Raw genomic sequence first — 12,824 nt, forward strand, 5'->3', positions numbered from 1 at the left:
GGGCGCCCCGGGAACCGTCCGACCGGGGACCTACCCTGGTGGGCGTGAGACCAGAGCCCGTCGAGCGGGACGCGCGGGGCATCATCGACCCGGGGACGGGGCTGACCCGGTTCCGCCTCGACCGGTACGCGCCCTCCGCGCCGGTCGCCCGCTTCGTGGACCGCTACTGGGTGGCCTCGTGGAACCTGGCCGGGCGCGAGCCGTACACCCAGAGGGTCCTCGCCCACCCCGTGGTCAACGTGGTGTTCACCGCGGGGGGCGCAGCGGTGCACGGCCCCGCCACGGAGGTCGCGCGGCGCCGCCTGGAGGGGGAGGGGTGGGCGCTCGGGGTCATGTTCCGCCCGGCCGGGTTCCGTCCCCTCCTCGGCCGCCCGATGAGCGGGATCGTCGACGCCTCCCTGCCCGTGTCGGAGGTGTTCGCCGGGGACGTGTTCCCCGGGTCCCCGCTCCCCCTCATGGCCGAGCTGGACCGGATCCTGGCCGGGAGGCTGCCCGCGGACCGGCACCCGGCGGAGGACACCCGCGACGTCGTCGAGCGGGTGGCCGCGGACCCGTCGGTGGTCGGCGTCTCCGCCCTGGCCGAGCGCGAGGGGCTCGGTGTGCGGCTGCTCCAGCGCAGGTTCGCCGACCACGTCGGGCTCGGGCCCAAGGCGGTGATCCGCAGGTACCGGCTCTACGAGGCGGCGGAGCGGGCCAGGCGGGGGGCCGCTCCCGACTGGGGCGTGCTGGCCGCCGAACTGGGGTTCAGCGACCAGCCGCACCTGACCAGGGAGTTCACCTCGGTCATCGGGGTCCCGCCCGCCCGCTACGCGGCTCTCACGAGGAGCGGAGGGAGAGGAGCCGGGTGAGGACCCGGTGGATGGCGTCCGCGGTCAGCTCCGGGTCGGTGCAGGAGCGCACGAACAGGCCGTCCACCGTCGCGGAGGCGGCCGCGCGGTCGTCCGGATCGGGGAGGTACGGTGCGAGGAAGCCGTCCACCGCGCGGTTCCAGCGGTCGATCTGCGGACGCAGGGCGGGACGCCGGGACGCGAGCAGGAACAGCTCGTACTCCGCGACGACCGAGGGCCGGCCGTCCCCCGCCCCCGCGCAGGAGATCAGCTCGGCGAACCCCCGCAGCGCCGCGTCCGCCTCGTGGGGGAGGGCCCCCAGGGCCTCCACGTAGGTGTCGTTGACCCTGGTGAGGGCGTCCACGAGCAGGTCGTCGACGGCCGCGTAGTAGTAGGTGACGGTGCTGGGCGGCACCCCCGCCTCCGCGGCGACGCGGCGCTGGCTGACGGCGCCCACGCCCTCGCGCTCCACGATCCGCATCGTGGCGTCGAGGAGCAGGCGGCGGCGCTGCATCCCCTTGAGCCTGCGGCCGTCGGTGGTCCCCTCGTCGGTCGTGCCGCCCACGGCTTCCCTTCCCGTCAATGCCCGCCGCCCATCTCCAGTGCCATCACCCCGCCGATGACCAGGGCGATCCCGCCCACCTGGACCCAGGTGAGGGACTCCCCGAGGAAGAGCGCCCCGATCACCGCCACCAGCGCGATGCCCGCGGCCGCCCACACACCGTAGGCCACCCCCAGGGTCATGCCCCGGGCGAGGGCCTGGCTGAGCATGGTGAAGGCCGCGACGTAGCCGACCACGACGAGGACGGAGGGGACCAGGCGGCTGAACCCCTCGGAGAGCTTGAGCGAGGTGGTGGCGGTCACCTCTGCGGCGATGGCGCCGACCAACCAGAACCACGGCATGACTTCCTCCAGGGGAAAGTTGTTCAAGTGATCAGGTTTCGGCTGAAGAGAAACCTGAGCGTTCGACCAAGATGTTATCTCCGGGGGCCTCCCGGTGTACAGGACGGTTCGGAGATGGCCGTAATCTCATACATGGAGGGCTTCTGGTACGTACCCCCTGGGTGTATGGTCGGCCGTTCCGGTGTCTCGCCCCGCGCCGGTGGTAACCGCTCTATACCGATGTGCGGGTTTTCAGAACCTTTTCCCCGCTGGTGCGTCTTAGTGGCAGTAGGGCACACGGCGTTCGAGGTACGACATGGAGGTCCAGACGTGACGGGCAAGACCCCTGCGGCGGTGACGCGTCGGTTCGGCATCGGACTGGCGGCGCTCGCGCTCGTCGCCACGGCCTGTACGTCCGGCGAGGCGGAGACGCAGGGCAACAGTCCCGACGCCGAGGGCGCGGACGCGGCCGAACTGGTGATCACGCCGGAGGACGGCGCCCAGGAGGTCGCGCCCAACTCCCCCGTCACGGTGACCGCCGAGAACGGCGTCATCACCGACGTCGCGGTGGAGCAGGTCGTCATGGGCGAGGCGGCCGCCGAGGGCGAGGGCGAGGAGGACCCCGACCTCTACGCCATGACCGGCACCCTCAACGAGGAGGGGACCGAGTGGGTCAGCGACTGGAACCTGCGCCCCGGCTCGGAGATCGTGGTCACGGCCACCGCCGAGAACGACGCCGGTGAGACGACCGAGCTGGTCCAGGAGTTCACCACCCTGGACGCGGTGGCCGGACAGCGCCTGGAACTGGAGTCCAACTTCCCCAGCTCCGGCGACACCGTCGGGGTCGGCATGCCGATCGTCATCAACTTCGACCTGCCGGTGACCAACAAGGCCCAGGTCGAGAACTCCATGGAGGTCGTCTCCGAGCAGGAGGTCGCGGGCGCCTGGAACTGGGTCAACGACAAGACCGCGCAGTTCCGCCCCGAGGAGTACTGGGACCCCTACCAGCAGGTCAGTGTCGACCTCCGCCTCGCGGGCGTCGAGGCGTCCGAGGGCGTCTACGGGGTGCGCAACCACCGGATCGACTTCGAGATCGGCCGCGAGCTGATCGCCACCATGCACGTGCCCGACCACGAGATGGTCATCACCGTGGACGGCGAGCAGGAGCGCGTCATCGAGGTGAGCAACGGCAAGGAGAGCCGGCACTTCGACACCACGAGCAGCGGCACCCACGTGCTGATGGAGCGCTACGAGAGCCTGACGATGGACTCCGCGACCGTGGGCATCCCGGCGGACTCCCCGGGCTCCTACAAGGTCGACGTGCAGTACGCGGTCCGCACCTCGCACAGCGGCGAGTTCGTGCACGAGGCCTCCTACAACGGCAACATCGGCTCGGCCAACACCTCCAACGGCTGCACCAACCTGCGCATGGACGACGCGCTGTGGTTCTTCGAGAACACCCTCATGGGCGACGTCCTCGACACCACGGGCACCGACCGTGTGAAGGAGTGGGACAACGGCTGGGGCGTCTGGCAGAAGTCCTGGGACGAGTGGCTGGAGAGCAGCGCCACCGGCGAGGCCCAGATCACCGACGGCTCCGGCACCCCGGGCTCCGTGCACGGCGAGCAGTAGCCGCCGCGCGTCCGAGGGGGCGTCGGGAACCACCTGGTTCCCGACGCCCCCTCGCCGCGTTCCGGGCCTTCCCGGGGCCGGTCAGCCCTCCCGGGACAGCCGGGCGACGAGGGCGTCTATCACCAGCGCGGTCACGGAGGCCATGTCCACGGCCTCCGGGTCCAGGAGCCACTGCACCTGGAGGCCGTCCATGACGGCGATGACCGCGGCCGCGGCGGCTTCGGCCGGGGTGCGCCCGTCGGGGCCGGGGACGGAGGCGGCCTCCCGGTGCCCGGGCCCGAGCCTGTCCAGGACGGCGTCCGCGATCTCATCGCGCAGCACCGTGTAGCGGTCCCGGAACCACCCCTGGGCGGGGTGCCCGTCGGTGGCGCTCTCCGCCGAGAGGACGGCGTACAGCTGCGTGGTCCCCGGGCGGGCCGCGTTGCGCTCCGCGGTGGTCACCAGGTGGTCGAGCATCCGGCTGCCCCCGGGCGCCGGTTCGGTGTCGTCCCGCAGCTCCAGGACGGCGGTGAGCAGGTCGGTCTTGGAGCCGAAGTGGTGCAGGACCCCGGCCGGGGTGATGTCGAGCATCGCGGCGATGTCGGCGAGCGAGGTGTTGTTGAACCCCCGGGCCGCGAAGACGTCGGCGGCGGTGCGCAGGATCTGCTCCCGCCGGTTCACCCTTTTGCGCGGTGTCGGGGCCTCGGGACCGCCGGGGGGCCGGGTGTCCGGTGCGGGGGTCGTCTCGCTCATTCCTGCTCTCCACTTCGTTGTACCCGGCGGGTACCCCGGGCCCGTGGCCGGGGGCGGGCCCGTCGCCCACGGTATCGAGATCTCGGCCCCTCCCCTTGCTTAATAAACATTAAGTAAGTGAAGTCTCCGCTCAAGAGACGTACATCACAGGGTAGGGCGGCCCCCTCCGCGGCGCGGCGCGGCGTGCCCCATGGGAGGGCACTGCGGGGGCCGGTGGCCCCCGACCTGCGCACACGCGTCGGACGTCTCGCCACCGGGTCCGGCTGCACGGGAGGGTCGGGTGCAGGGGCTCCCACTCACACCGGCAACGGTCTCGGGCAACCCCTCGGTGCGAAGCCCGTTCGGACCGAAGCGGGTCCGGGCCCTCAGACCCCCGCGCCGCAGTCGGTCGAGGAGCCGGAGGGGTCGCAGGCCAGCATGACCAGGCGCAGGGTCTCCGGCCCGCTGACCTCGACGGTGACGGCCCCGGCGCGGTGCGCGGGCCGGACCGCGGTCGCCCTCTCGGGCCCGGGGGCCTCGCCGGCCCGGTCCACGGCGCCGGCCGCGCACGGTTCGGTGCAGCCGAGGACCCGCGCACCCCCGTCCCGGAGCACCTCCACGCGTGAGCCGGCCGGCGGCGCGGAGGCGGGTGCGGCGGCGGCCTCCGCGTCGTCGGGGCACGGGCTGCCGGTGTCGCACACGCGCAGGTAGAGCGTGGAGGGGCCGTGGTCGGGGTCCGTGCGCCAGTAGGCGGCCACGACCCGGCCGCCGACCCGGGCGTGCGACCCGTCCGCGTCGACGTGCGCCCCGGGGCCCGGCTCGGCGGGACCGACGGTGCACCCGGGACCGCAGTCGGCCTCGCGCAGCCCCCCGGGCCCGACCTCGAACAGGTGGGCGGTGCCGTCCTCGTCCTCGATCTGTACCGTCGTCCGGTTCTCCGCCGACGCCGTGAGGGCGGCGGAGGGCGCCGACCCGGGGGGCGCCGGCTCCGGACGGAGCAGCCCGGGGGCGGCGAGCGGGAGGAGCGCCAGTACGCAGACGAGGGCGGGAACCGCGGCCGGGATCCCGTGGGCGTCGCCGGGGCGGGGACGGGGGAGCGCGGCGCGGATCCGTGCGGCCGCCCGGGCGGTGCTCCGGGCACGGGCGGTCCGCCAGGTCTCGGCCAGGGCCCGCCCCGGGGACAGGTCGGCCAGGACGCGGAGGGGGAGCGCCGCCAGCAGGAGGACCGCCACGGCGGTCCCGGCCGCCGTCGCGGCGGCGGCCGGCGCGGACCACGCGCCTTCCGACGCCAGCCGGCGCAGGCCCCAGAGCGGCCCGGCCCAGGACGCGGCCAGCGGAAGGAGGAGGGCCAGGGTCCCCGGGACGCGGCGCAGGGCGCGGGACCAGGCCGCGCGCGCACCGACGTCCTGCCCGAGCACGGCGCCGCCGCCGACGAGCAGCCCCGCGTGCACGGACACCGGGAGGCCGACCGCGAGGGAGGCCAGGGTGAGGCCGGCGAGGACCACGAGCCCCGTGGACGGCTCCGCGGGCGGGGGGAGCGGCGGTGCGGCCCCCGGGGACGGCGGCAGGAGTCCGTGGACCGAGAGGGCCACCGAGGTGGCGGCGAGGAGGAGCACGGCCGGGAGGACGGGGAGCAGGACGGTCGTCAGCAGCGAGCCGCCGGGCGACGGGCGCCGCTCGCCGGGGCGGGCGGGCGGGGAAACGCCCGGGGCCCGGCGGGGGAGTGCGGAACCCGCGGTCCGACGGATTCCGCCGGAGCCGGTCTGACCGTCCATCGCCGTCCGCCTCTCTGTGCCCCAACCGAGACTACACAGGCCTTCCGGGGCGTACCGGGCACTCCGGGGGTCCGGGGCGGGGACGGGCCGCGCAGTGCCGCGCCGCACCGGGTGGGACGGCCGGCGCCGCCCCGGCCCGGAGGAGGCCCCGGAACCCTGCGGCGCGCCGCCCCGGCGGCGGCCCGGTCGGGGGAGCCGCCGGGGCGACCGGGACGGAAGCGCCCCGGTGCGGTCCTACCAGGACCGGACGCCGCCGACGGGCGCGGGCAGGCGCTCGTTCAGCCACGTCCACGTGCCGTCGTTCTCGGTGAAGCGGCGCTGGACGCGCTCCACGTCGGTGAGGGCGTTCGCGAACACCTCGGTCCACGCGCCCGCGGTGCGCTCCTCCAGGTAGAGGCTGCGCGCGTCGGTGCGCATGCGCACCGCCTGGAGGGTGTGGGAGGAGCCGTTGCTCAACTGGATGCGGTAGTAGGCCATGCGAAGTCCCTGGGGTCTTGTTCGTCCTGGGAGGAAGAACGGTGCGTCCCCGGAACGTGCGTGCCGCCTGGAGCGGCAGGGGGATCGGTTTCCCGGTGCGTGCGGCGGGACGCGAGTGGTCGTCGACCGCGAGGGCGTGCCTGAAGGGTGCGGCGAGAGCGCCGAGACCCGGAGCTCTCCGGGGAACGGGTACGGGTGCCGGTGCACCGTGCCTTCCGTGTCCTCGGACTCTACTCCTCCGGGTGGAGGCGGGAGCCGAAAACGGGGCTACGGACGGTGAAATCCGGGTGATCCGCGGGTGAGCGGCGGAGGTGATTCGGAAACCACTGTGTATATCGGTCGATACCGCTGTGATTCGTGTGATTGGTGTGACCGGGAGGAAACAGGAGCGGGCAGAGGCGAACGGTTCACGCTCCGCGGTCGTCCAACGGACCGGACCCCTTCTCCCCAGGGCGCGCCCCGTGCCACGCTTCCGACCCGAGGACCACCATGGCCCACCCGCCCCCGCCGCCGAACCTCACGCCCCTCCGGAGCTCCGACCCCCGCGTGATCCCGCCGTTCGCCGTGCACGGCAGACTCGGCGCGGGAGGCATGGGCGTGGTCTACGGCGCGGTGGGCCCGGACGGGCGGTGGGCGGCGGTCAAGGTCGTACGCCCCGAGTACGCCGGAGAACCCGAGTTCCGCTCCAGGTTCGCCAGCGAGGTCGCCCTGATGCACCGGGTGCGGGCCCGCTGCATCGCCCCCGTGCTCGCCCACGACACCCGCGCGGAACTGCCCTGGTACGCGACCCCTTACCTCCCCGGGCCCACCCTGGGCGCGCGGGTGCGGCAGGGCGGGGCGCTCGCGCCGCACCAGGCGAGGGTGGTCGCGGCGGGGATGGCCGAGGCGATCGCCGCCATCCACGCGGCCGGGGTCGTGCACCGGGACCTCAAGCCCGCCAACGTCATCCTCGCCCCCGACGGTCCCAAGGTGCTGGACTTCGGCATCGCCAGGGCGGCCGACGCCACCGCGCTCACGCGGACCGGCGGGCTCGTGGGCTCGCCCGCCTGGATGAGTCCGGAGCGCTACCGGGGCACCAGCGGACCCGAGGCCGACGTGTTCGCGTGGGGCGCGATGGTCGCCTACACGGCCACCGGCCGGCCGCCCTTCGGGGACGGCGGCGCCGAGACCCTGATGTACCGCATCCTGAGCGAGGACCCGGACCTGGAGGGGCTCCCCCCGGAGCTGGAGGAGCCGGTCGTCCGCGCGCTCGACAAGGACCCCGCGTCCAGGCCGTCGGCCGGGGAACTGCTGCACCGTGTCGCGGCGGCGGACCCGGAGGCCGCGGCGGGGGCGGACGACACCACGATCGTGGACGGGCTGATCCGCGCCCACTGGGCCGGTGGCGCGGCCCGGGGAGTCCCGGCGCCCCGGACCGCGCCGACCGCCTCCGTCCCGCCTTCCCCCGCCGTCGGCCCCGGGGGAGGGCCGGCGGGCGGCGGTCGAGGGCCCGCGGGAGCGGGAACCGCCCCGCCGCCCCGGAGGCGGTTCCGCCGGGCCCCCGTGGTGATCGCCGCCGGGGCGCTCGCGGTGGCGGCCGTGGGCGGTATCGGCCTGGTCAACGCCCTGGAGGGCGACGATCCGGACCCGAGCGTCCCCGACCCGGCCCCGGCGGTGGAGCCCGCGGAACCGGGCACCCTGGCGGGCACGGTGAACGGCGCCGGCTCCACGTTCCTCTCCTCGGCGGTCGAGGCGTGGTCGGCCTCCTACACGGGTGAGCGGCAGCCCGACGCGCGGATCTCCTACGAGCCGACCGGGTCCGGGGCGGGCGCCGACGCGTTCGTGCGCGGCGAGGTGGACTTCGGGGCCTCCGAGAACGCGCTCACCGAGAGCCAGGTCGCGGAGGCGGCGGAGGCCAGGGGCTGCCCCGTCGTGCAGTTCCCGGTGCTGGCGGGGGGCGTCGCCCTGGTGCACAACGGCGAGGGCCTCGACGGCCTCGCGCTGCACCGGACGGAACTGGCGGACATCTACTCGGGCGCCGTGACCGACTACTCCGACCTCGACGGGGCCGCGGAGCTCGGGCTCCCGGACCTGGAGATCGTCCCCGTCCGCCACGAGAGCGAGGCCTCCACGGCGCACGTCTTCAGCCGCTACCTGGCCGCCGACGGGGGGTCCTGGGGACCGGACAACGTCGGGGACGACACCCGGTGGGGCCCCGGAGTGGTCGCCGCGTCCGGGGACGAGGGCGTGCACGCCGAGGTGGCGGCCACCCCGGGCGCGCTCGGGTTCGTCAACGCGTCCTACGCCGAGGAGCACGGCCTGGACGCGATGCCGCTGCGCAGCGACCGGGGCGTCGAGGTCGACCTCACCCCGGAGACGACCAGGGCCGCCACCGAGCAGATCGACCTGGACGGGAGTGACTTCTCCCTCGACGCGGTCCAGGGAGACGGCGCCTACCCGATCATGCGGGTGAACCACGTGTTCGCCCACGAGTGCGGGCACGGGGACGGGACCGGCTCCGTCCTGCGCGACTTCTGGGCCTACGCCCTCGGGGACGAGGGCGCGCGGATCGCCGAGGGGACGGGGTACACGCCGCTGGCGGACTCCGTCGGCGCGCGGGTGGTCTCCGAGCGCGTCTCCCGGATCACCGACGGGTGACCTAGTCCCGGCCGGGGCCGGGTCAGGCGTTGATGCCCCCGTCCACGCCGATCACCGTGCCGGTGACGAACCGCCCGCCCGGCCCGGCCAGGTGGGCGACCGTCTCGGCCACCTCCTCGGGAAGGCCGAAGCGGCCAAGAGGCACGAGGGAGCGGATGCCGTCGGCGTTCGGGCCGTCGGCGGGGTTTGCGTCGGTGTCGACGGGGCCGGGGTTGACCTGGACCACGCTGATGCCGCGCGCCCCGAGGTCGCGGGCCAGGCCCCGGGTCATCCCGGTCAGGGCGGACTTGCTGATGGCGTAGAGGGTCAGCCCCCCGAAGGGGATCCTCTCCGCCACGTTGCTGCCCACGGTGATGATACGCCCGTCCCCGCCCATGTGGCGCAGCGCGGCCCGGGCGGCGAGGAAGGGCGCGCGGACGTTCACGGCCAGGACGCGGTTGATCTGCTCGACGGTGGCGGCGTCGTAGGGGCCGGAGGGGAAGAGCGCCGCGTTGTTGACCAGCACGTCGAGTCCTCCGAAGGCTTCCGCGGCGTGCTCCACCGCCCAGGTGACGGCGTCGGGGTCGGCGCTGTCGGCGCGCAAGGCGAGGGCGCGCCGACCGGTCCTCCCGATCGCCTCGACCACCTCGTCGGCGGCCTTCGCGTCCCGCTCGTAGGTGAGGACGACGTCGTGCCCGGTCTCGGCCAGGCGCAGCGCGATCGCAGCGCCGATGCCCCTGCTGCCGCCGGTGACGAGCGCGACCCTGGCCGGTGATTTCGAGTTCTCGTTCATGAGTTCGATAATGCCGTTTCGGCCTGCGCGGGGCTGGCGGTAATCGGACGCGGAACCCGGCCTCTCCCGGGGCCCTCGGCGAGGCGTTCCGGTCGGGGTGCGCGGCCCTGGCGCCCCGCCTGACGCGGTTCTCAGGCGGCGGCGAGGCGGGCGCGCGCCTCCATGAGCGCGAAACCCAGCAGGTTGAGCCCCCGCCAGTGCTCGGGCCGCTCGGCGTGGTCGTGCCGGGCGCCGAGCCCGATGCCCCACACGCGGTCGCGCGGGCTGGCCTCCACCAGCACGCGGGAGCCCGTGCCGAGCAGGTAGGCCCCCAGGTCCGGGTTCTGGCCGAACTTGGCGACACTGCCCTCGACCACGAGGCCGAACCGGGCCGCCTCCCACGCCTCCTGGTCGAAGCCGCGGACCTCGCGGCCGATCGCCTTGGCGTCGCGCGGGTGCCCCGCGGCGACGATCCGCGCCTCCGCCTCGGCGTCGCCGAACAGGCGTGCCTTGCCGGCCATCATGTAGTGCTCGGCGGTCCGGTAGAGGACCCCGTCCACGGTGAGGTCGGCGGGCCACCACTGGGAGAGGCAGCTCGCGGAGACGCCCCCGCCGGCCGGCGGCCGGTGTCCCCAGAAGCAGAGGTAGCGGGCCCGCCCCGTGGCGTCGAGGAGCTCCCGCACGGACCGGGCGTCCCCGGGGTCGTGTGCGTCGGTCATGGGGGGAGTCTGCCAGGGGCCGCCGACGTTCGGCCGGCCGTTTTCCGGTCGGCGCCGGGAGCGGCCCGCGGCCCCGCCGCCTCCGCCGTGGTCTCGTGCCGGCGGACGGTTCGGGCGCCGGAACCGTCCGCCGTGACGGGACCGTCCGTGCCCGTTCCCCTCACGCCGCACCGGAGCGGGCACGGTCGGCCCCTAGTCGAACTGGAAGGACCGCTTGGCCAGGCCGTGCCAGAAGCCGTCCACGGTGGACCGGGAGCTCCGGTGCCCGTCCAGGCCCGCGCCCAGGGCCACGAACAGCGGCGCGAAGTGGTCGCTGCGCGGGTGGGCGATCGCGGCGGCCGGGGCCTTGTGCCCGAAGTCGAGCAGGGAGTCGACGTCGTGGTCGGCCACCGCCCGGTTCACCCAGTCGTCGAACTCCACCGACCAGGAGGGCGCGTCGCCGTGCGCCCGCCGGGACATCTCGCGCAGGTTGTGCGTCGTGAACCCGCTGCCGACGATGAGGACTCCCTCGTCGCGCAGCGGGGCCAGGCGGCGCCCCAGGGCGAGGAGCCGGGCGGGGTCGAGGGTCGGCATGGACACCTGGAGGACCGGGACGTCCGCCTCGGGGTACATCTCCCGGAGGGGCACGTAGGCGCCGTGGTCGAGTCCGCGCCCCGGGTCCTGGTGGAGGGCCCCGACCGGACCAGTGACGAGGTCGCGCACCCTCGCGGCGAGGTCCGGCGCTCCCGGGGCGGGATAGGTGACGTCGTAGTAGCGTTGCGGGAAGCCCCAAAAGTCGTAGGTCAGAGGGACTCCGTCCGCCGTCGCGCCGACGGTGAGCGGAGCGTCCTCCCAGTGCGCCGAGACCACGAGGATCGCCTTCGGCCGGGTGAGGCCACCGGACCAGTCGGCCAGTTCCCGGGTCCACCGGGCGTCGTCGGCCAGCGGCGGCGCCCCATGGCTGAGGTACAGGGTCGGCATGCGTGTGGGTCGCGGTGCCATGGGGTCCTCCTGTGACTGGGAGATCGGATTTTGGCCAGAACACAATTGAACTCTCAAGTATTCCGGGGGGCACGGGCCTGATGGCCGACACGAGGTGGCTCGACGAGGGCGAGCAGCGGACCTGGCGGACCTTCCTGGCCGCCGTCCACCTGTTGGAGGGCTCCCTGGACAGGCAGCTCAGAAGGGATTCGGGGCTCCCCCACGCGTACTACCAGGCCCTGGCGATGCTGTCCGAGGCCCCGGAGGGCGCGCTGACGATGACCGAGCTGGCCAGGCTGCTGAGGTCGTCGCCGAGCCGGCTCTCGCACGCCGCCGCCCGTCTGGAGGAGGACGGCCTGATCCACCGGTTCAAGCGGCTGGGGGACAGGCGGACCACGATCGCCGAGCTGACGCCTCGCGGGCTCAAGGTGCTGCGTGAGGCGGCGCCGGGGCACGTGCACGAGGTGCGCCGGGTCCTGTTCGACTCCCTGACGAGGGAGCAGGTGGACCAGCTCCGCGAGATCTCCGAGGTGATGCTCGGCGAGCTGGACCCCGAGGGACGGGAGCCGCGGTGCCCGCGATCCGGAGGGGCCGGGGGCCGGGACTGAACCGGGTTCTGTGACCTCCCCTGACCGGGGGTTACGGCACGGGAGGGAAAAACACGGGAAGACACTCTATGTGTTCGGGCGGATGCGTACTATCATCTGGCTTCCCAGAAAAAGGTTGCGGTCTCAAGTGTTGGACTCGGACCGCGATCTCCTCTGGGATACCCGCTCACAGAACGGAATCACCCGTGAACGAGAAAACAGTCGTCTCCAGAATCAGCGACACCACCACCCTCCTGGCGAGAGCGGTCGTCGGTGTCGTCTTCATCGCCCACGGCTGGCCGAAGGCCGCCGACCTCGAGGGCACCGCCCAGGGGTTCGCCTCCCTGGGAATTCCCTTTCCCCAGTTCTCCGCCCTTCTGGGCGCGGGAATCGAGATGGGCGCCGGGCTGGCGCTCGCCGTCGGGTTCGCCCTGCCCCTCGCCGGACTCCTCCTGGCCTTCATGATGGGAAGCGCCTACTACTTCGCCCACCTCGGCGACGCGTTCATCGGCGGCTACGAGTACCTGGTGGTCCTCGCCGTCACCGCCGTCGCCCTCGGGTTCGCGGGCGGTCGCTACTCCCTGGACCGCGTCATGCCGTGGGGCCGCGCCCCGCGCCGACGGACATCGGAATCACTGCCGGCCTCCTGACCGGGGTGCCCGGTCGCCCGCTGCCGGAGGCGGGCGGCCCGGCCGCCAGAAAATACTTTTAACTTACTTAACACCTTTCACAAAACAGACATTATTTCGCACAATATCGAATTTCTGTCCTATCCTCGTGGTGTTTCGGGTTCGATCGGTAGAATAAAAAAACCAAACAGAATCCACGTTGACAGCGGGGTCGCGTCACCGGGGCCGTCCTCCGTG

Annotated in this window: 13 protein-coding genes; 5 read left to right on the forward strand and 8 right to left on the reverse strand. The window is 73.7% G+C overall.

Annotation, left to right across the window (positions count from 1 at the left end; translation table 11 throughout):
* Positions 1-44: 44 nt before the first annotated feature.
* Positions 45-848 carry a DUF6597 domain-containing transcriptional factor gene (locus tag ACIRPH_RS20400; protein ID WP_402916557.1) on the forward strand — a complete coding sequence of 268 codons (804 nt, stop codon included), beginning with the start codon at positions 45-47 and terminating at the stop codon, positions 846-848.
* Here the strand turns inward: ACIRPH_RS20400 and ACIRPH_RS20405 are convergent.
* Complete coding sequence (locus tag ACIRPH_RS20405) at positions 817-1,341, reverse strand: TetR/AcrR family transcriptional regulator (RefSeq protein WP_402916917.1); 525 nt, start codon at positions 1,339-1,341, stop codon at positions 817-819. The genes ACIRPH_RS20400 and ACIRPH_RS20405 overlap by 32 nt on opposite strands.
* 65 nt (positions 1,342-1,406) lie before the next feature.
* Positions 1,407-1,730, reverse strand: a complete 324-nt coding sequence (locus ACIRPH_RS20410) for a DMT family transporter (RefSeq protein ID WP_402916919.1) — start codon at positions 1,728-1,730, stop codon at positions 1,407-1,409.
* Positions 1,731-2,039: 309 nt separating this feature from the next.
* Between ACIRPH_RS20410 and ACIRPH_RS20415 the strand changes: the two genes are divergently transcribed.
* Positions 2,040-3,341 carry an Ig-like domain-containing protein gene (locus ACIRPH_RS20415; protein WP_402916559.1) on the forward strand — a complete coding sequence of 434 codons (1,302 nt, stop codon included), beginning with the start codon at positions 2,040-2,042 and terminating at the stop codon, positions 3,339-3,341.
* Positions 3,342-3,422: 81 nt separating this feature from the next.
* Here ACIRPH_RS20415 and ACIRPH_RS20420 read toward each other — a convergent pair whose 3' ends face one another.
* The 3 genes from ACIRPH_RS20420 to ACIRPH_RS20430 form a co-directional block, all read right to left on the reverse strand.
* Positions 3,423-4,073, reverse strand: coding sequence for a TetR/AcrR family transcriptional regulator (locus ACIRPH_RS20420; protein WP_402916561.1), 651 nt, complete (start codon positions 4,071-4,073; stop codon positions 3,423-3,425).
* 365 nt (positions 4,074-4,438) lie between these two features.
* On the reverse strand, positions 4,439-5,827 hold the full coding sequence (locus ACIRPH_RS20425; protein ID WP_402916563.1) for a hypothetical protein: 1,389 nt from the start codon (positions 5,825-5,827) through the stop codon (positions 4,439-4,441).
* A gap of 234 nt (positions 5,828-6,061) precedes the next feature.
* Complete coding sequence (locus tag ACIRPH_RS20430) at positions 6,062-6,304, reverse strand: hypothetical protein (protein ID WP_402916565.1); 243 nt, start codon at positions 6,302-6,304, stop codon at positions 6,062-6,064.
* 489 nt (positions 6,305-6,793) lie between these two features.
* Here ACIRPH_RS20430 and ACIRPH_RS20435 point away from each other — a divergent pair, with 489 nt between their 5' ends.
* Positions 6,794-8,941 (forward strand): substrate-binding domain-containing protein, encoded by a 2,148-nt coding sequence (locus ACIRPH_RS20435; protein WP_402916567.1) that lies wholly within the window; start codon positions 6,794-6,796, stop codon positions 8,939-8,941.
* 22 nt (positions 8,942-8,963) lie between these two features.
* On the opposite strand, the gene ACIRPH_RS20440 is transcribed toward ACIRPH_RS20435, so the two are convergent.
* The 3 genes from ACIRPH_RS20440 to ACIRPH_RS20450 form a co-directional block, all read right to left on the reverse strand.
* The gene (locus ACIRPH_RS20440; protein WP_402916568.1) at positions 8,964-9,713 is read right to left on the reverse strand and encodes an SDR family NAD(P)-dependent oxidoreductase; all 750 of its coding nucleotides are present in this window, start codon (positions 9,711-9,713) and stop codon (positions 8,964-8,966) included.
* A gap of 131 nt (positions 9,714-9,844) precedes the next feature.
* Positions 9,845-10,411, reverse strand: coding sequence for an NADAR family protein (locus ACIRPH_RS20445; RefSeq protein ID WP_402916570.1), 567 nt, complete (start codon positions 10,409-10,411; stop codon positions 9,845-9,847).
* A gap of 192 nt (positions 10,412-10,603) precedes the next feature.
* The gene (locus tag ACIRPH_RS20450) at positions 10,604-11,392 is read right to left on the reverse strand and encodes a dioxygenase (protein ID WP_402916572.1); all 789 of its coding nucleotides are present in this window, start codon (positions 11,390-11,392) and stop codon (positions 10,604-10,606) included.
* An 80-nt stretch (positions 11,393-11,472) separates the two neighbouring features.
* Here ACIRPH_RS20450 and ACIRPH_RS20455 point away from each other — a divergent pair, with 80 nt between their 5' ends.
* Together ACIRPH_RS20455 and ACIRPH_RS20460 are read left to right on the forward strand one after the other, a co-directional pair.
* A complete protein-coding gene (locus ACIRPH_RS20455) occupies positions 11,473-11,979 on the forward strand; it encodes a MarR family winged helix-turn-helix transcriptional regulator (RefSeq protein WP_402916574.1) in 507 nt (168 codons plus the stop codon).
* 185 nt (positions 11,980-12,164) lie between these two features.
* Positions 12,165-12,608, forward strand: coding sequence for a DoxX family protein (locus ACIRPH_RS20460; protein ID WP_267947049.1), 444 nt, complete (start codon positions 12,165-12,167; stop codon positions 12,606-12,608).
* The last annotated feature ends 216 nt before the right edge of the window (positions 12,609-12,824 follow it).

This window comes from Nocardiopsis sp. NPDC101807, from assembly GCF_044766605.1.
Classification (GTDB): Bacteria; Actinomycetota; Actinomycetes; order Streptosporangiales; family Streptosporangiaceae; genus Nocardiopsis; species Nocardiopsis tropica.